Source organism: Bacillus sp. FSL R5-0576 (assembly GCF_038004765.1).
In the GTDB taxonomy this organism is placed as follows: Bacteria; Bacillota; Bacilli; order Bacillales; family Bacillaceae; genus Bacillus; species Bacillus subtilis.
Map to the genome: position 1 here is coordinate 2,414,494 of NZ_JBBORU010000001.1, position 17,508 is coordinate 2,432,001.

Annotated in this window: 18 protein-coding genes and 1 pseudogene; 4 read left to right on the plus strand and 15 right to left on the minus strand. The window is 36.2% G+C overall.

Annotated elements, in window-relative coordinates:
• Positions 1-9 precede the first annotated feature (9 nt).
• Positions 10-831: a multidrug efflux transcriptional regulator BltR gene (gene bltR / locus NX903_RS12440; RefSeq protein WP_029727181.1), complete on the minus strand. Its 822-nt coding sequence runs from the start codon at positions 829-831 to the stop codon at positions 10-12.
• A 116-nt stretch (positions 832-947) separates the two neighbouring features.
• Here bltR and blt point away from each other — a divergent pair, with 116 nt between their 5' ends.
• On the plus strand, positions 948-2,150 hold the full coding sequence (gene blt / locus NX903_RS12445; RefSeq protein ID WP_086344108.1) for a multidrug efflux MFS transporter Blt: 1,203 nt from the start codon (positions 948-950) through the stop codon (positions 2,148-2,150).
• A 199-nt stretch (positions 2,151-2,349) separates the two neighbouring features.
• Positions 2,350-2,808: a spermine/spermidine acetyltransferase gene (gene bltD / locus NX903_RS12450; protein WP_086344109.1), complete on the plus strand. Its 459-nt coding sequence runs from the start codon at positions 2,350-2,352 to the stop codon at positions 2,806-2,808.
• Positions 2,809-2,964: 156 nt separating this feature from the next.
• On the opposite strand, the gene NX903_RS12455 is transcribed toward bltD, so the two are convergent.
• The 3 genes from NX903_RS12455 to NX903_RS12465 all read right to left on the minus strand — a co-directional run bounded on the left by NX903_RS12455 (position 2,965) and on the right by NX903_RS12465 (position 5,685).
• Complete coding sequence (locus tag NX903_RS12455) at positions 2,965-4,269, minus strand: hemolysin family protein (protein ID WP_086344110.1); 1,305 nt, start codon at positions 4,267-4,269, stop codon at positions 2,965-2,967.
• A gap of 289 nt (positions 4,270-4,558) precedes the next feature.
• Positions 4,559-4,702: a YrzO family protein gene (locus tag NX903_RS12460; RefSeq protein WP_014477437.1), complete on the minus strand. Its 144-nt coding sequence runs from the start codon at positions 4,700-4,702 to the stop codon at positions 4,559-4,561.
• A 17-nt stretch (positions 4,703-4,719) separates the two neighbouring features.
• Entirely contained in the window at positions 4,720-5,685 is a 966-nt protein-coding gene (locus NX903_RS12465) for a DMT family transporter (RefSeq protein WP_086344111.1), read from the minus strand.
• Between the two features lie 125 nt (positions 5,686-5,810).
• Between NX903_RS12465 and czcR the strand changes: the two genes are divergently transcribed.
• On the plus strand, positions 5,811-6,677 hold the full coding sequence (gene czcR / locus NX903_RS12470) for a LysR family transcriptional regulator CzcR (RefSeq protein WP_032726237.1): 867 nt from the start codon (positions 5,811-5,813) through the stop codon (positions 6,675-6,677).
• A gap of 121 nt (positions 6,678-6,798) precedes the next feature.
• On the opposite strand, the gene NX903_RS12475 is transcribed toward czcR, so the two are convergent.
• The 10 genes and pseudogenes from NX903_RS12475 to NX903_RS12520 form a co-directional block, all read right to left on the minus strand.
• A complete protein-coding gene (locus tag NX903_RS12475) occupies positions 6,799-7,836 on the minus strand; it encodes a flavin-containing monooxygenase (protein WP_077671562.1) in 1,038 nt (345 codons plus the stop codon).
• 87 nt (positions 7,837-7,923) lie between these two features.
• A complete protein-coding gene (czcD, locus tag NX903_RS12480) occupies positions 7,924-8,859 on the minus strand; it encodes a CDF family zinc transporter CzcD (RefSeq protein WP_086344112.1) in 936 nt (311 codons plus the stop codon).
• Positions 8,860-9,145: 286 nt separating this feature from the next.
• A pseudogene (locus NX903_RS12485) lies at positions 9,146-9,340 on the minus strand (tautomerase family protein); the annotation flags it as partial.
• Positions 9,341-9,536: 196 nt separating this feature from the next.
• Positions 9,537-10,859, minus strand: coding sequence for a branched-chain amino acid transport system II carrier protein (gene brnQ, locus NX903_RS12490; protein WP_086344113.1), 1,323 nt, complete (start codon positions 10,857-10,859; stop codon positions 9,537-9,539).
• 163 nt (positions 10,860-11,022) lie between these two features.
• Positions 11,023-11,355 carry a branched-chain amino acid transporter AzlD gene (gene azlD / locus NX903_RS12495; protein WP_003245988.1) on the minus strand — a complete coding sequence of 111 codons (333 nt, stop codon included), beginning with the start codon at positions 11,353-11,355 and terminating at the stop codon, positions 11,023-11,025.
• On the minus strand, positions 11,352-12,116 hold the full coding sequence (gene azlC / locus NX903_RS12500; RefSeq protein WP_064671004.1) for an azaleucine resistance protein AzlC: 765 nt from the start codon (positions 12,114-12,116) through the stop codon (positions 11,352-11,354). The genes azlD and azlC overlap by 4 nt, the downstream gene beginning before the upstream one ends.
• Positions 12,117-12,128: 12 nt before the next feature.
• Positions 12,129-12,602 (minus strand): azlBCD operon transcriptional regulator AzlB, encoded by a 474-nt coding sequence (gene azlB, locus NX903_RS12505; protein ID WP_015251617.1) that lies wholly within the window; start codon positions 12,600-12,602, stop codon positions 12,129-12,131.
• A gap of 333 nt (positions 12,603-12,935) precedes the next feature.
• Complete coding sequence (locus tag NX903_RS12510) at positions 12,936-13,211, minus strand: barstar family protein (RefSeq protein WP_086344114.1); 276 nt, start codon at positions 13,209-13,211, stop codon at positions 12,936-12,938.
• 273 nt (positions 13,212-13,484) lie between these two features.
• Positions 13,485-14,720, minus strand: coding sequence for a cytochrome P450 family protein (locus tag NX903_RS12515; protein WP_086344115.1), 1,236 nt, complete (start codon positions 14,718-14,720; stop codon positions 13,485-13,487).
• 51 nt (positions 14,721-14,771) lie between these two features.
• Positions 14,772-15,311 (minus strand): GNAT family N-acetyltransferase, encoded by a 540-nt coding sequence (locus tag NX903_RS12520; RefSeq protein WP_250635014.1) that lies wholly within the window; start codon positions 15,309-15,311, stop codon positions 14,772-14,774.
• A 151-nt stretch (positions 15,312-15,462) separates the two neighbouring features.
• Between NX903_RS12520 and NX903_RS12525 the strand changes: the two genes are divergently transcribed.
• Positions 15,463-16,020, plus strand: a complete 558-nt coding sequence (locus tag NX903_RS12525) for a TetR/AcrR family transcriptional regulator (protein WP_144486716.1) — start codon at positions 15,463-15,465, stop codon at positions 16,018-16,020.
• Between the two features lie 478 nt (positions 16,021-16,498).
• On the opposite strand, the gene NX903_RS12530 is transcribed toward NX903_RS12525, so the two are convergent.
• Positions 16,499-17,473, minus strand: coding sequence for a LacI family DNA-binding transcriptional regulator (locus tag NX903_RS12530; protein ID WP_101169746.1), 975 nt, complete (start codon positions 17,471-17,473; stop codon positions 16,499-16,501).
• Positions 17,474-17,508 lie beyond the last annotated feature (35 nt).

Genomic DNA, 17,508 nt, shown 5'->3' on the forward strand with positions numbered 1-17,508 from the left:
TTGATAATCTTACACCTCTTTAACTTGAAGGAGGATTTTTGCATATGTATTTTCATACCCGTCAACTACCATCTCATCCAGCATATATTCCTCATATGCATTTTCCCCTATTTGCATTCCATTCTTTTCAATGAACTCAATGATTCTCCGGTACGCCTCTTCAGTATTTCCGCCTATTTCATATCCAACTGCATACAGGCCTTTTGGCCGTACATGATAATTTATGTTCTCTCCCCCATTTTTTACTTTTATATAAAAGTAACTGTAATTGTAGAAGTCTTTTTCTAAGATTTGTTCCCGTGCAAAGATTCCGCCTATCGGATATCCTTCATCTAATTCATTTTGCTGAACTTCATGAATGAGTTCTGAAATGGCTGCCACATATTTTCGTTCCGGTAAGTTTAATGTTTTTCGGCTTAACATGAATGTTTCTTCATTTAAATATTCAAAAGAAATTGAGGAAAAATCAGTCTCAAGTGCTTGTTCAGTAAGCGCCACTTTTGTTTGTAAGATCGTTTGCAACTGCTTAAGCTCATTTATTTTTTTATCAATCTCAATAGACTTTTCTTTTAGAACATGCAGGATCTTGTCTGGTGTTTTTCCTTTTATTAGACACTTTATTTCTTTTAATGGAACCCCAAGCTCTTTAAATAGACTGATGACTTGAAAAATCTCAAATTGATGATAGGAATAATATCTATACCCATTTTCTTTTTTTATTTCCGGCGAGAAAAGACCAATCTCATCATAATGAAATAAGGTTTGTTTTTTTACACGGCAGAGCTTCGAAAACTCCCCTGTTGTGAAATACTTCTTAACATCTTCGCTCATAAAAACCTCCTTGACTATACGGTAACCATATACCTTATGATTTGATTGTACTTGAAAAAAGCTTCAAGCGAAAAGGATAGGTAAAAAGGGTTCAATTGAGTAAAAGGGGAATTCAGATGAAAAAATCAATAAATGAGCAAAAAACGATATTCATTATACTATTAAGCAACATCTTCGTAGCATTTCTTGGTATCGGTTTAATCATTCCAGTTATGCCTTCTTTTATGAAAATCATGCATTTATCTGGCAGCACAATGGGTTATCTTGTTGCGGCTTTTGCCATTTCTCAGTTAATTACTTCACCTTTTGCAGGTAGGTGGGTTGACCGTTTCGGGAGAAAAAAAATGATTATTCTCGGGCTGCTTATATTCAGTTTATCTGAGTTGATTTTCGGATTAGGGACCCATGTTTCAATATTTTATTTCTCGAGGATATTGGGTGGTATAAGTGCGGCTTTTATCATGCCCGCGGTAACAGCATATGTAGCTGATATTACAACCCTAAAGGAAAGGTCAAAGGCAATGGGGTATGTTTCTGCTGCAATTAGCACAGGCTTTATTATTGGGCCTGGTGCGGGAGGATTTATTGCCGGCTTTGGCATCCGCATGCCGTTTTTCTTCGCCTCCGCCATCGCGTTAATAGCAGCTGTCACTTCCGTTTTTATACTAAAAGAGTCATTGCCGATAGAAGAACGCCATCAACTCTCATCTCATACAAAGGAATCAAATTTCATTAAAGACTTGAAAAGATCCATTCATCCTGTCTATTTCATTGCATTTATTATCGTCTTTGTAATGGCTTTTGGTTTATCAGCTTATGAAACGGTATTCAGCTTGTTTTCTGATCATAAATTTGGCTTTACACCAAAAGATATCGCAACCATTATTACGATTAGTTCCATTGTTGCGGTAGTTATTCAAGTTTTACTATTCGGGAAATTGGTCAACAAACTTGGAGAGAAAAGAATGATTCAGCTGTGCTTAATAACCGGAGCGATCTTGGCTTTCGTGTCTACTGTTATGTCAGGATTTTTAACTGTTTTGCTTGTAACTTGTTTTATTTTTCTGGCGTTCGATTTGCTACGTCCGGCCTTAACAACTCATTTATCCAATATGGCCGGTAACCAGCAGGGTTTCGTAGCAGGCATGAACTCCACATACACCAGCCTGGGAAATATATTTGGACCTGCTTTAGGCGGTATACTATTTGATCTTAACATTCATTATCCTTTCCTTTTTGCAGGTTTCGTTATGATTGTCGGCCTTGGTCTTACAATGGTTTGGAAAGAAAAAAAGAATGATGCTGCAGCTTTGAATTAATTCAGCCTCTATAAAGTCAAGTCATTTAGATGCAGGGAATGCCTCTGGTTAGGCACAATAAGAAAAGGTACTTAATTTGATAGGCTACATGTTGCTTGACGTGAATATAGTTTAAGCTGAGTTTTAGCAATATCAGGATTTCATCTGCCATCACCTTAAGCCGCAGCCTAACCGGGATAAGAAAAAAGGAGAATGTAGTATGAGTATAAAAATAAAAGCAGTAACTGATGATAATCGTGCTGCAATTCTTGATCTACATGTCAGCCAGAATCAATTATCATATATTGAATCTACAAAAATATGTTTAGAGGATGCAAACGAATGTCACTATTATAAACCTGTCGGGCTTTACTATGAAGGAGATCTAGTCGGTTTTGCAATGTATGGATTGTTTCCCGAGTATGATGAAGATAATAAAAACGGACGAGTCTGGCTTGACCGATTTTTTATTGACGAACGCTATCAGGGAAAAGGATTAGGGAAGAAAATGCTTAAAGCCCTCATTCAGCACCTTGCTGAGCTATATAAATGCAAAAGAATTTATTTAAGTATATTTGAAAATAATATTCATGCTATACGCCTTTATCAAAGGTTTGGTTTTCAATTTAATGGTGAACTCGACTTTAATGGTGAGAAGGTAATGGTAAAAGAGCTATAGATATCCAGGCCTCCTTTTTTGCTTAGAAACGTTTGAACTTCGATCATGATTACCTACTTAAACTGCAAGATCATTGTTTAAAAAAGCCTGGATGAAAATTTCATCTCAGGCTTTAAGCATCTTATTAGTCAAAATCTCATGTGTTTTATCCAGATGTTATTCTTTTTTCCGGACAATTTCTAAATAATTAATATGCCGGCCAACTGTTTTGTGCACTTTAAAAATATACCCATCGGCTTCTATAACGGACCCAACTGCAGCGTCTATTTGTTGAGTCATAAACCAGCCGCCTATTGTATCCACTTCGTCACTTGCTAACGTCGTTCCCAATAAATTATTTACATCTTCAATGAGCACTTTCGAATCTAAGATATAGTGATTATCATTTACTTTTCTAATATTAGGCACTTCATCTTTATCAAATTCATCTCTGATTTCCCCGACAATTTCTTCAAGAATATCTTCAGCAGTGACTAAACCTGAAGTGCCGCCATATTCATCCACAAGAATAGCGATATGTGTTCGCTCTTTTTGCATTTTTACCAATAAATCATGAATTGGAACGGATTCAATAACATGGATAACAGGGTTGATATGATTTTCTAACTTGAAATCCTCTTTTATCTTCTGGTCTGTGTCAATATAAGCTGACAAAAATTCTTTAGCATTGATAAAACCAATGATTGAATCTTTATCTCCATTTAGGACTGGGTACCTTGTATAGCTCTCTGTCTTAATGGTCTTAACAATAGTTTCATAAGAATCCTCACTAGAAATCGCTACGATCTCTCTTCTTGGAATCATAATTTCTTTGGCGATTCTTTCATCAAATTCAAAAATATTATTTACATATTTCAACTCATTTTTATTGATTTCACCGCTCTTATAGCTTTCAGACAGTAAGATGCGCAGTTCTTCTTCAGAATGAGCAAGTTCATGTTCTGATGCAGGTTTCAAACCGAAAAGTCCTACTATAAACCGGGCTGAACCATTTAAAAACCATATAAAAGGGAACAGGATGCGGTAAAACCAAATAATTGGCTTTGCAGTCAAAAGAGTGATGGTTTCCGCTTTTTGGATAGCGAGTGTTTTAGGAGCAAGCTCTCCAACTACAACGTGCAAAAAAGTCGCCATCACAAAAGCAATCACTAAGATCAATACATGTGAGACTGTTTCACTTACATGAAAATGAGCAAATAAGGGGTGCAGAATCACTTCAAAAGTCGATTCTCCGACCCAGCCAATTCCCAACGCTGTAACCGTGATCCCTAATTGACAAGCTGACAAATATTCGTCCAAATGAGTAATGACCTTTTTGGCTGATACGGCACCTTTTTTTCCCTCTAATATGAGTTGGTCAATTTTTGATGACCTGATCTTTACTATCGCAAATTCAGTCGCAACAAAAAATGCTGTTAAGACAATTAAAAGAGTAAAGATTATAAGGTTAATGGTTGTCAATGATTTGCCTTACCTAGTAAGGCGTACACCTCCGATGTAAATATTTTCTTTTATTTTTATAACATTCGTTTTTTCTGAATAAACAAAAAACAATATATATAACATTATAAGTTCAAAAGAACCTAAAATCAACTCTGAATGATGTAAATAATCATCTTTTTCCGTATGAAGAGTGGTTCCCATAGTATTCAACTAGCGATTGGTGACATTTTAAGACTTAAAATAGAAAGCAAAATAAAAACACACCTGAATTTTCTGGTGTGTTTCAATAATATCCAACCGTCTTGATTTATTTAATGTCTTTATTAAGGTTTTCTTTTAAAATTTGAATCAATTCCGCCTGTTGCTTTATATTTTTGCGGCCATTTCTATTAATTGCAGCAAGTTCACAGACAATTCCAGCTGAAATGAAAAACAATAAACCTTCAAACATTTTAAATCCCCCACCGTCTAAGTGATAGTCAAATTTGTTTTTTCTTTTTTCAATACCTGCTTATAATCTTCCTTACGCTGATATATGTTATTTAAAATGAGTCCAATAATGACAAACAGTGTTCCTACTATATCAAATGCAGTTATGTTATATCCTTTGATCACCATGATTAACAATGTAGTAATGGGGACAAAGTTAATAAATAAAATCCCATTAATGGATGATAGGATTTTAATGCCATAGTTCCAACTAAGGAGGGCTATGATACCTGGTAAAGTAATCATAAATAAAAAATCATACTTAATTGCTGCAATCACTTTAATACTCGGTACCGACACGTAACCTTGCGCGGTAAGTATAGCTGTCATGATTCCTGTTATAGCTGTGCCGAATAAACATGTCAAAGTTGAATAACGAAGTGTGGACCACTCTCGGAATATCTGTCCCCCCATTGTGTAGACAACCCACCCTAAAACACCAATGAATATAAAGAGTATCGAGAATAGATGATCCCCTAATGAAAAAAAGAAACTTATATTACCTTTGGTTATGACCATCGAAGCCCCCAAAAAGGCAATCAATATACTGATCATTGTGTATTTTTTAGGTTTCACATGTTTATATCCCCATAGAATAACAATTGAAAGCATCGGCATGAGTGCCTCGGCAATGGATGCTGTCATAATTCCAGACTTCCCCATCAACCTTTGACCTAAAAAAATAAGAACATTGTATATAGTAAACGCCATCACCCCAAATAAAATGATCCATTTTGCTTTACCCTCTAAATGAAATGATTTTTTTCCTTCTCTCACTAATAATAAAATCACTAACATAATTGTTACCACACCGTAGCGAATAAATGAAAAATAAAACGGATCAATAAATTCTAATGCATGATCTGCAACTGGAAACATCGCGCCCCAAGACATACTTGCCACTAAACATGTAAGGGCACCAATGAATAATTGACTTTTTTTCATTGAATTCCCCTCCTTTTCTTTAAAATTACAATGAGAATTATAAAAAGAAGTAAGCATCAAGTAAAATGAACAAAAGTGATGAAAAACATCATTGATAATGATACTTTAATGAAGGGGGGATCTTCATGGAACTGCGAGACTTACAAATTTTCAAATGCGTAGCCCATCACAAGAGTATTACCGGTGCTGCAAAAGAGTTAAATTATGTACAATCTAATGTAACTGCGCGGATTAAGCAATTAGAGAATGAGCTCAAAACACCTCTTTTCAATCGCCATAAAAAAGGGGTTTCACTAAGCCCAGAGGGCCGAAAAATGATTGAATACGTTAACAAAATTTTGAAAGATGTTGAAGAACTGGAGCAGGTCTTTCTAGATACTGAAATACCATCTGGAATATTAAAAATCGGTACAGTGGAAACAGTGAGGATACTGCCGACCATCATAGCTTCCTATTATAAAAAGTATCCTAATGTGGATTTATCATTGCAGGCTGGTCTAACAGAGGAACTTATTAAAAAGGTCATGAATCACGAATTAGACGGAGCTTTTATTTCAGGCCCTTTGAAACATTCTATTCTGGAACAGTATGATGTTTATACTGAAAAACTTACTCTTGTAACCAGTAACAAAACGTTTAATATAGAGGATGTTTCAACGACTCCGATTCTTGTTTTTAATCAGGGGTGCGGGTATCGGTCTAGGCTTGAACAATGGCTCAAAGATGAAGGTGTGCTCCCAAACAGAATGATGGAATTTAACATCCTGGAGACAATCTTAAATAGTGTTGCACTTGGACTCGGTATAACAGTGGTACCGGAATCTGCTGTTATGCATCTAGCTGCACAAGGTAAGGTTTATTGTCACCCATTACCTGAGAAAGATAGCTGTATCTCAACAATCTTTATACGCCATAAAGATGCGTACCTGACAAATTCAATGCGCAGCCTCCTTAAGACCATTGTTGAACATAAAAATATGAGTATGTCTTAAAGTGATTTTTCTCTTTCTATATTCTAACTTCTTAAATAAAAGAGAAGGCGCATCTCCACTTCGCTACCCTTATTCACAATAAAATAGAGCAGTAAACATGTGAGTTACTGCTCTGCTTCGTTTATTCACCGTTCATTTGTTTTACAATGTATTCAGCATCATTTCCTACGCCTTGAAGCAATGCTGAACCTCGCTTATGCTGCCAAGGCAACCCTATAAAGTACAATCCTTCTACAGGTGAAACACCTCTATGATGTATGATTCGACCTTCTTGATCCAAAACACCTTTTATATTTATCCAACATAAGGGATTCCTGAAACCAGTAGCCCAAATAATATTGTTTACTTCTAATGTAGATGAATCTTTAAAAATGATTTCATTTTGCTTTGCGGCAATGACTCTTTTTTTTAAGATGATCTCCTTCTGTTTTATTGCATGTTTTAATTCATGCCCAAATACTGGATCACCTTTCTTTTGAATGAATTTGCCTACTATTGATGTATGACTTGCATGTAAAACTCCTAATTTATCAAACCACCAAAAGATGCTTCTTTTTCCGATCATTAAAGGGAAATAAACTAGTTTATTACTACAGGCTAAATATGTAACTCTTTCTTTGGATAATTCAACAGCTATCTGAGCACCACTATTCCCACCACCAACTACTAGTACATTTCCATATGCCAATTGTTTTGAATTCTTATATTGTGATGAGTGTAGCTGATTAATATGATCAGCTAAATCCTTTGATATTGATGGAATACTAGGGGTATGAAAAGGCCCTGTAGCAATGACAAGATTCTTCGTTTGATATTCTTCCCGATTTGTTTTTATTAAGAAATAATTCTTTATTTTTAGGACACTTATTACTTCTGTCCGTAATTGGATTGGAATTTCAAATTTTTTAACATACTTCTTTAGATAAGCAACAATTTCATTTTTTGTAGGAAATCCATGTTTTTCTCCTTCAAGATGCATTCCAGGCAAAGAGCTATACATTCGAGAAGTAAATAAAACTAATGAGTCATACCGATCTTTCCAGCTCTCCCCCACCTCATGACTTTTATCCAAAATGATAAACTTTTGATCGGACTGCTTAAGATAATATCCTATCGAGATCCCTGCTTGACCAGCCCCGATTACGATAGTGTCGTACACATTATCACCCCGCCAATTTCAAATTGTCAGTAGACAGAATCTGCAAAATGCTAGTTGATCTCCTCACTATAAAGTTAGATAAAAAATTTAATGGTGATGGTGGTCACGCGGCTTCTCCATTTTGGGCTGACAAAGGATCGCATTGTCGTGATTATGCGCTTCGGTTTCCATTTGAATGGTTACGTGCGTAATGCCTTTATGCTCAAGTTCATGTTCAATTTTGCGTAAAATATTTTCACTTTCTGAAATGGTCAGTTGATCGTCCACAACTGCATGGCAAGAAAGAGCATTCAATCCGCTTGTGATAGACCATATGTGTAAATCATGAATGTTTTGAATTCCCTCTGTCCCTTCAATTGTACGAATGATATCAGAGACATCGATATTTTCTGGAGTTCCTTCCATTAAGATGTGAATGGAATCTTTAGTCACATTGTAACCGCTTCTTAGAACAAGAATAGCCACAATGATACTAGCCAATGGATCTGCCCAGCCCCATCCAAAGAAGATGATAAGTAAGGCAGCTAAAATGGCACCTACAGAGCCGAGCATATCGCTTATTACATGTAAATAAGCTCCTCTTATATTCAGATTATTCTTTGTATCTCCGCCACTCATCATAATCCAAGCGACCAATAGATTCACAACTAACCCGATGATACTAATTGTAAGCATGCCGGTTGTTGCTACTTCTGGTGGATTAGAGAAGCGTTCGATTGCTTCATAAATGATATAAAGAGAAATAAGAATTAAGGCAGCACCGTTTATCACAGCTGCAAGAATCTCAAATCGTTTATAGCCGAATGTCTTATTGTGATTTGCCTTTTTTTCAGCTAATGTAAAAGCAATCAGGGCAACCATTAATGAAATTGAATCACTCAGCATATGGCCTGCATCAGATAAAAGCGCCAGACTATTTGTTAAAAATCCACCTATAGCTTCTATAATCATATAACCTGTAATCATGATAAAAGAGATCAATAAAACCTTTTTATTTGCTCCTTCATTATGATTGTGACCCATAAAAAACTCCTCCTTAACTAAAGTTTTTGATACATATGTATTTATTATTTCAAATCTGTTATGAAGCATTCTAACATGATGCAAATAATATTTATATATGAGCATGTGTTCATATATAAATATATATGCTCTTTACTAAAATGTCAAAATATTTTTATAGAAATCCACAATACCTCCTTAATTATTCTCTTATAAACATAAAAAAGCGGAGCAAACCCATGGTTTGCTCCGCTACCCTAGTTTCTCTATCCTTTTCTTCAATCAAGCATTTGAGGGTAGTATTCAACTACAATTTACCTGTTGAAAATTGGGCCTCACCAAGTCCAAAACTCCAGTCAGCATTATCATTTTCAACAATAGATACAATTAAATCAGTTGATGCGATACCACACTCAGATTCCAGTCTTTCGGCTAACAGCCTGTAAAATTTTTGTTTCTTCTCTTCCGGTCGGGATTTACTTGTAACTGAAAGTGAACTTAAGCCGGTAAATTTAGAAAATTTCGTGCAGAATGAAGGAACTCTTGATCAATTACCGGATGTTCTTCCTACCTTACGAAGAGGCGAAGCAAGAGGAAGGATGATTGTAAATTTGGTTGAACACATTTAATAAGCAATGCAACCGGCGAACAAGCACTTTGTCCTTCCTGCAGATCTGAGTGATATTGCTGTTGATTGATCAACTTGTTTTTGTTCGGAATATACTCAGTATATAGCCGCATATTCCCCCTGCAATAGCTGGAATGAGCCACCCCAGCCCTATGTTATACATAGGAAGAATCTGAGTGAAAATACGATTCACAACTTCAATTTGTATTCCAGCCTCCTTCAAACCGTCAAATAGGCTGATGATGAATGCGAATAATAAACTGCCTTGATACACTTCTGTCTTCCCTTTAAATACAGAATGCAAAAACGTTAAAAATATTAAGGAAATCGCGATAGGATACATTGTCAGTAAGACAGGCATTGACACCTTAATGAGCTGGGTTAATCCTATATTTGCGACAAGCGTACTAAACACTGATAAAACGACAGCAATTTTTTTATAAGAAATGTTCGGAAATAATTCATGAAAAAATGAAGAACACGCAGTGATCAGTCCGACACTTGTCGTCAGACACGCCACTGTAATCATTAAGCCCAATAAGATTGAACCATAAGAACCAAAATAATAGGATGAAACCTTAGCCAAAACCTCTGCTCCATTTTCTAAAATCCCCAGTTCTTCAACGCTGGAAGCCCCCATATAGGAAAGGGCTGTATACATAACTGCTAAGAGTACAGCTGCAATCGCGGCTGCTTTTGCACAAACACCCATCAGCTGTTTTTTGGTAGAAGCTCCTTGTTCTTTCAATGCATTCACGATGATAATTCCAAAAACAAATGCTACAAGGGCATCCAGAGTGAGGTATCCTTCCTGAAATCCTTTAAAAAACGCTTGTGATGTGTACCCTTTTGATGGTGCTTGAATGGTTCCAATTGGGCGAATAAGAGCTACCACTACAAGCAATCCGATAAATGTCAGCTTAATTGGCGTCAAAAATTTCCCAACTATATCAATGATTTTTGAAGGATTGAGTGATAACAAGCATGCCAATGCGAAAAATAATATTGTAAATATGATTAATGAGACAGGGCATGCATCATTTGATAAAAAAGGTTTTACCCCAATTTCAAACGATACGTTTCCTGATCTCGGGATAGCGAAAAAAGGCCCGATTGCCAAATAGAGAATCGTCGTAAATACAATGCCAAACACCGGGTGAACACGGCTGGCTAACGACTGTAAGTTTTGTTTACCCGAAAAAACAAATGCTGTTATAGCCAGTAATGGCAATCCAACTCCGGTCACTAAGAAACCTGCATTAGCGATCCATACATTTTTTCCAGCCATTTGACCAAGCATAGGCGGAAAAATGAGATTTCCTGCTCCAAAAAACAATGCAAATAGCATTAATCCTATAATGATGATATAGGAAGCAGACACTTTTTTTGACATTATATAGCCTCCGATTAAAGTAGACACTTCTTGAATAGCCAGGAAACATTACAGATGCTATTTGCACTGGCGCAGTGTTGATTCCAAAATAAGTTTGGTCAGTTTTATATATTTTTATCAAGTTCAATAAAAGCATGATCATTTTGATCGTTTCCGATATCGGTTAAAAAACCAATTGCACCAAAACCATATAAACAACGGTTCCCCCCGCTATGGAAAGAAGCATATTTTTCTTCCACAAGTGAAGCAGTACAACTGCAGCTGCCCCAACCAATTCAGGAATGCCATGACTTCCAGAAAGCAGACTCACATCTTTTAAACAATAAATGACCAAAAGCCCGATTACCGCTGATGGCAGCACTTTACCAAGATACTGTACATATTTCGGTGTCGGTTTGCCAGACGGGAAAATCATGAATGGAAGGAACCGTGTCAGCATTGTTCCAAGCACGACCATTGCAATGGTGATCATTTGCTGCGTCATCGTCATCGTCATACGGAAACCTCAGCTTTCTCCAATGGTTTTCTCAGAACAGTCAGTACCCCTAAAATGGCGAGCATAGCAGGAATAATAAATTGGTTTCCGCCAAAAAGGATAAGACAGGCTACTGAAAGTCCAAGTCCTGTGAGAGCACTGTAATGCTTTTTTTCTTTCATCCATTGTTCTATGAATATCACAATAAACAGAGCAGTCATCACAAAATCAAGCCCTTCGGTATTAAATTTCACGTACGACCCAAAAATACCTCCTATCGCTGCCCCCGCGACCCAATATAAATGATTAAGCAGTGTCACAAAAAACATAAACCAGCCCTTGTCAACATTCGCCGGAACATTAGCGGTATAATTGATAGAAAATGATTCATCGCACATTCCGAAAATCAGATAGAGCTTTTTCTTTCCAGTCCCTCTGTACTTATCCAACATGGAAATTCCATAAAACAAATGCCGGGCATTGACCATTAACGTCAAAAAAAGAGCATTCATAGGGTTGAACGCACCAAGTAAAAAATTCGCTGCAACAAACTCCATTGAGCCCGCAAATATCATAAAACTCATGATGATTGGATAGATTGCGCTAAATCCCAAAGAATGCATAAAGATTCCATAAGCTATCCCCAAAAATAAAAACCCCGCAAAAATCGGAATTGTATATGGGAATGCAGAACGAAATGCAGCCCATATTTGACCTCTCTTATTCATATGAGTGTTTATAGCAGGAGAGCTTAAATGTAACGATTCTTTATTTTTATTCAAATCAACAACCTCCTACATTTCATCAATTGGCACACTGACAGTTCTTTTTTCTGTACTCATGACTATGCTTGTGTCAACTCCACTAATAGCAGGGTTCTGCATTAATGAATCAATGATAAAATTCCGATAACTCTCCATGTCCTTCGCCACAATCTTAAGCATATAGTCATGGCTTCCTGTAAGTGTGTAGCATTCTTGAACCTGTGGGAATTTGTTTATATCCTCTAAAAATGAATGAATTGTCTCCCTATTTAAGGGTGATAAGTTGATGAGAGCTAGTGCTGTGACTTCGATTCCAAGTTTTTTCTCATCAACAATAGTCGTAAACTTTTTAATTATACCTGCTTCTACTAGGTTCTTTGTTCTTGCAAGGCAAGCTGATGGTGAAAGCCCAATTTTCTTAGATAAATTTAAATTTGATATTGAAGCATCTTCCTGCAATTCTCTTAAAATGGCCTTATCAGTTTCGTCAAGCATAATACCCATTTCATAACCCCCCAATACCCTTAACAGAATTATATTTCATCCAATTTAAATAATAACGAATTTTTATTCAGATATCAAATATTATTTAAATTTAAATCCTTTTAAAATATTATTTACAGAATAAAATTATCCTTGATATTAACTCATAATTAAATTAACTTACATCAGAAAGAAGTCATGGGAGAGTTATGTACTTGTGTGACTTGATACCAACATCATAAGAAACTTATCAGAAGCCAAAAAGTTATTGCGGTCTCACCGAAAATTTAATTTGCGGTGCCCTATTGCCTTTTTCTACGAACGAAAATTGTTAAAATTCGCAAAACAGAAAGTCTACTCTATTATTATTTTAAATTCGTCCTTTAGTTCCTCTTGAGCCTCTTGTAAAACTTCTAATACATCATCAGCGTATGAACCTAAAAGTGTATTGCTGAACTCAAAATTTTTCAAGACTAAAGTGAGCGGCAAATCCACCCACCCTGTCAGGCAATCCCATAAAGCGTCTAAATTTCTCCCATAGTAGTCTGGGAAGTCTAGTTTATCTTTTAAAACATCATGTAAAACTTCTATATTTTCAAAGTCTCTTCCATCTATCATTATTTTTCTCATTAGAAACTATGCCCTCCATTATTTTATCTTAACAAACGTTTACTATGTAACAGCTGTTTGTCCAAATGAGGCTGAAAACAAATAAAAAAACACCGATAGGATGAAACTATTGGTGTTTGCAAGACATTTTCATGCCCGGTAGGCATAAATAATGCTAAACTTTGTTTTTGAAAAGCTATCATATCAAATTTTTATGTTATAGCTTTTACTATCGTTTAATCTAATTAAGGAGTAAAACGAGATATGTTTGAAAATCACATATCCCCCAAAAAATTAAAAACTAAGCGGCAGTTCTTCGAGTGCTCTCATCAGAAAATTCCCTTTCCATTTCATTTGTTCCTTTTCGCCTTTTAACTGTATATTTGGACAGCGGCGTAATAAGGTGGAAATCGCAATCTTTGCTTCTAAGCGGGCTAGCTGTGCACCAAGGCAAAAATGATTGCCATGGCCAAAAGCAATATGGCGGTTGTTCTTTCTTTCAATATCAAATATGTCGGCATTTGGAAATATCTTCTCATCACGGTTTGCTGATGCTAAAGAAATGATGATCACGTCTTTCCGTTTAATTTCCTGCCCATGCAGTATAAACGGTTCAGCCGTCCAGCGAATTGTCGTTAGCTCAACAGGGCTGTGAAACCGCAATGCTTCTTCTATGGCTGAATTCATCAAGTCTGGCTGCTGGCGGAGCTTTTCTAATTGATCACCGTGGCACATCAGAGCATATGTCATATTGGTGATTAAGTTTACGGTTGTTTCATGACCTGCAACGATAAGCAGCATAATCATCGAGTACAATTCTTCTGTACTTAATTGTGTGCCTTCACTTTCCGCTTGAATTAATGCACTGATTAAATCTCCTGAAGGTTCGCTCCTTTTTTTGCGAACTAAGGATTCCAGATATTCAACAAATTCTCCTAACAAATGATCATTCTCCTGGAGTCTTTCAGGGGCATCTGAAAAATCAATAATTGCTTGCGACCACACTCTGAATTTTTGACGATCTTCTAGGGGAATGCCAAGCATTTCACTTATCACGATAATCGGCAAAGGAAACGCATAATCGTCTACTAGGTTCATGAGTTTGTTGGGTTGTACTTTATCCAATAAAGAATCTGCTATATGTTGGATTTTGTCTTCCAACTGCAAAATCATCCGATGAGTAAATGCTTTCTGAACAAGAGCTCGCAAACGATTGTGATCCGGGGGATCTGAATTAAGCATATGCTTTGTTAAAGGCTCTTCATTCTTCAACAGAACAGGACGGTTCTCTTCTTTTGCGGTTATTACATTTTCATAGTTTTTCTTTAATTTTTCATTCTTTAATAAATGTATTGCATCATCATATCTCGATATGAGCCAGCCTTTCCCCAGAGTTCCTAAAGATAATGGGTAGAGAGGCTGTGATTTTCGCAATTCTTTATAAAATTCATACGCTTCATCTTTAAATGCTCTCGAAGACAATTGACTTTCCGTCAAAATGGTTACACTCTTTTTTTCTTTTGAAGACATTCATTCGACCTCCATCTTTATGAAAGGTTATGATAATCTTTAAATATAAAATCAGTACGTTTTGTAAAATGATCTATTGAGGTCAGTATTCGTGATAAGGGCCAAGATGCCGCCCCCGCATTTTGAAATAAAAGGGATGAGACAGTCATTAATCATTTTGCTGCCCAAACTCTTTCTCTGATAAGATGGCGAAACTCCTAATACTTCTAAATACCATGCCGGCTCTTTTAAGGATTTGTAAGATGTTTTAGCCTCATTAGCCACCTTTAACATGTTCAATACTGAAAATCCCCCTATTTTGATTAATTTTATTCCACCTGCTGCTATATAATCGATCAAGCTAATGTCAGGTTTATCACGATGTTTTAATAGAGCGGCAACAACAATTTCACCATTCTGAATACCAACAAAACAGAAATGCTTTTTAAAATATGCTTTTGTTAGTACTTTATGCATTTCAAAAATAAATGAACGATCTTTTTTTTCGCGTTTGACGAGTAAATCCATAAAAGGATATTGATTGAAAGATTCATGGAATAGCTTTGCCACTTTGCTTACTTCATCTGCTCTTGCTTGTCGATAAAGAAACATTGATGCACCTCCTTTTCCACTAAACCATTTTTTGACTCATGAACACATGTTCATTATAATGGTAAGAAAATTTGAGTATCAATCTGCAATTTAGCTGTACATGTTCATTAATGAACAATACATGATAAATTGTATATTAACGGAGGACGCTATGGGGGACAGACGATCAATCAAGACAAAAAGTGCAATAAAACATGCCTTTTTAAAGTTGCTTCAGGAAAAAGAAATCAACAAAATAACTGTTTCCGAATTATCTAAAGAAGCCGATATAGGCCGAGGCACCTTTTATCTTCACTACAAAGACGTTTTTGACTTGTATGAACAGATCGAAGACGAAATATTTCAACAGCTAGGAAGCATTTATGATGCATCTTTTCCAAGTGATGATCCACTGAACATACTGACCTTTATAGAAAAAACGACAGAATACATATACCAAAACGTCGAAATTTTCACATTGTTAACAAAACCAAAAATGAATGTCCTTTCAATCAACAAACTAAAAGAGTTTTTCAAAACAAAAATGATTGAGGAATTGAGCATGATACAATCAGCAAAATCAATTACCGAAATTGAGAAATTTGAAACAACATTTATCGTTTCAGGTGTGGTAGGAATTATAGAAGAATGGATTAACAATGGGATGATAAAAACACCTACTTGTATCTCTAATAACATTCATCAATTGTTATTAAAATTTGAAGATTAGCATGTAAAGAAGGAGACTTTGTGTAAATCCAATAGATTGCGCAGAGAGGTCCTGTGTTATTTCACATGCATATACCCTTGTGAATTTGGTCCCGCTGGGAAAGAAGTAATGAAAAAGCGAATCGCGAAAACAAACCAGTTCTCGAATCTATTAGATATAGTTAGCTCGGGTAGCTACACGCACATGGCATTGGTGGCATGTTTGGATACCTTTAAGAGAATCAACATATAAATAAAAACATACCAATATCATTTGGTATGTTTTCTTTTTGAAATAGATCCTCTGCAAATAATCTTTCTCAAACCTTATAACAAATTTTTAACAAGAGAATAATTTTGGTTCAAAATTCAAAATCAAATCTTGTTTCTCATTTTATGCGTATCAAATGTAGAACAAGCAAATCAATTAGAAGCGTTAAAAGGCCATCTATAAAAACAGATCATCTAACTAACTCCATGGAACTCTTCTAACATGTTTATTACGTCGTCCCACCTTCGGAAAGCTGTATGGGCAAATATGTTTCAAGTGGTAAATCATCAAATTCGCCTTCAATTTGTTTTTCTAAAATCTCAATGGCCGTTTTGGAAATTAATTCGATCGGCTGTTGAATAGTAGTCAATTCTGGCAGAATAGCCTGAATGGTTTCTGTACCGTCATAACCAATCACTTTTAATTGACCTGGAATGTCTTTTCCGCGTTTTTTGGCTTCCGTAATGACTCCTGCAGCTATGATATCATCACTGGCAAAAATCCCGTCAACTGCAGGCTGTTCATCAAATAGTTTTGAAATAATGTTCCTGTAGTTATCATGAAATGACACTTCATATGTAATAGGCTGTCTTCCGTGTTCACGCATCACATCTTCATATGCTTTTCTCCTGAGATTTGCAGGCGTTTCAAGTTCAATCGGCCCATTGATGTGAATGATGTGCTGACAGTCCTTTTTTATCAATAGTTCTGCTGCCTTTTTGCCTCCGTCAAAGTTGTCTGAGCCGACGACAGGAACTGTTTCCGATAAGTAATGGTCAATTGCGACAATCGGCAGATTTTGCTGGTGATAATTGAGTATTCCCCTGTTGTAAGTGACGGCGATGACGCCATCCACTTGATTTCTGATCAGCATTTCGAGATATTTTTCTTCTTTATCTATTCGATTTAAACTGTTGCAAAGCAGCAGTTTATAGCCCATGGACGTGCAGATGCTTTCAATATAAAAGGCGAGTTCGCCGAAAAACGGATTGCTGGAGTTTGGAATGATAAGCCCTATTAAATTGGTGCGCTTTCGAAATAAAGAACGGGCCAAATCATTTGGAAAGTAATTGATTTCTTCCATCGCCTTGTAAACTTTATCTTTTGTTTTTTCGCTTATATAGCCGCGATTATTTAATACCCTCGAAACGGTTGTAGATGAAACTCCCGCTAATTTTGCAACATCGTGAATGCTAGGCTTCATTCCCTTTCCCCCTGCTTTTACTGAAATGGCTTACA

Coding starts and splice junctions, on each gene's coding strand:
- bltR (WP_029727181.1), bottom strand. CDS start 831: ATGAGCGAAGATGTTAAGAAGTATTTCACAACAGGGGAGTTTTCGAAG.
- blt (WP_086344108.1), top strand. CDS start 948: ATGAAAAAATCAATAAATGAGCAAAAAACGATATTCATTATACTATTA.
- bltD (WP_086344109.1), top strand. CDS start 2,350: ATGAGTATAAAAATAAAAGCAGTAACTGATGATAATCGTGCTGCAATT.
- NX903_RS12460 (WP_014477437.1), bottom strand. CDS start 4,702: ATGTTTGAAGGTTTATTGTTTTTCATTTCAGCTGGAATTGTCTGTGAA.
- NX903_RS12465 (WP_086344111.1), bottom strand. CDS start 5,685: ATGAAAAAAAGTCAATTATTCATTGGTGCCCTTACATGTTTAGTGGCA.
- czcR (WP_032726237.1), top strand. CDS start 5,811: ATGGAACTGCGAGACTTACAAATTTTCAAATGCGTAGCCCATCACAAG.
- czcD (WP_086344112.1), bottom strand. CDS start 8,859: ATGGGTCACAATCATAATGAAGGAGCAAATAAAAAGGTTTTATTGATC.
- brnQ (WP_086344113.1), bottom strand. CDS start 10,859: ATGTCAAAAAAAGTGTCTGCTTCCTATATCATCATTATAGGATTAATG.
- azlD (WP_003245988.1), bottom strand. CDS start 11,355: ATGACGATGACGATGACGCAGCAAATGATCACCATTGCAATGGTCGTG.
- azlB (WP_015251617.1), bottom strand. CDS start 12,602: ATGGGTATTATGCTTGACGAAACTGATAAGGCCATTTTAAGAGAATTG.
- NX903_RS12510 (WP_086344114.1), bottom strand. CDS start 13,211: ATGAGAAAAATAATGATAGATGGAAGAGACTTTGAAAATATAGAAGTT.
- NX903_RS12515 (WP_086344115.1), bottom strand. CDS start 14,720: ATGTCTTCAAAAGAAAAAAAGAGTGTAACCATTTTGACGGAAAGTCAA.
- NX903_RS12520 (WP_250635014.1), bottom strand. CDS start 15,311: ATGTTTCTTTATCGACAAGCAAGAGCAGATGAAGTAAGCAAAGTGGCA.
- NX903_RS12525 (WP_144486716.1), top strand. CDS start 15,463: ATGGGGGACAGACGATCAATCAAGACAAAAAGTGCAATAAAACATGCC.
- NX903_RS12530 (WP_101169746.1), bottom strand. CDS start 17,473: ATGAAGCCTAGCATTCACGATGTTGCAAAATTAGCGGGAGTTTCATCT.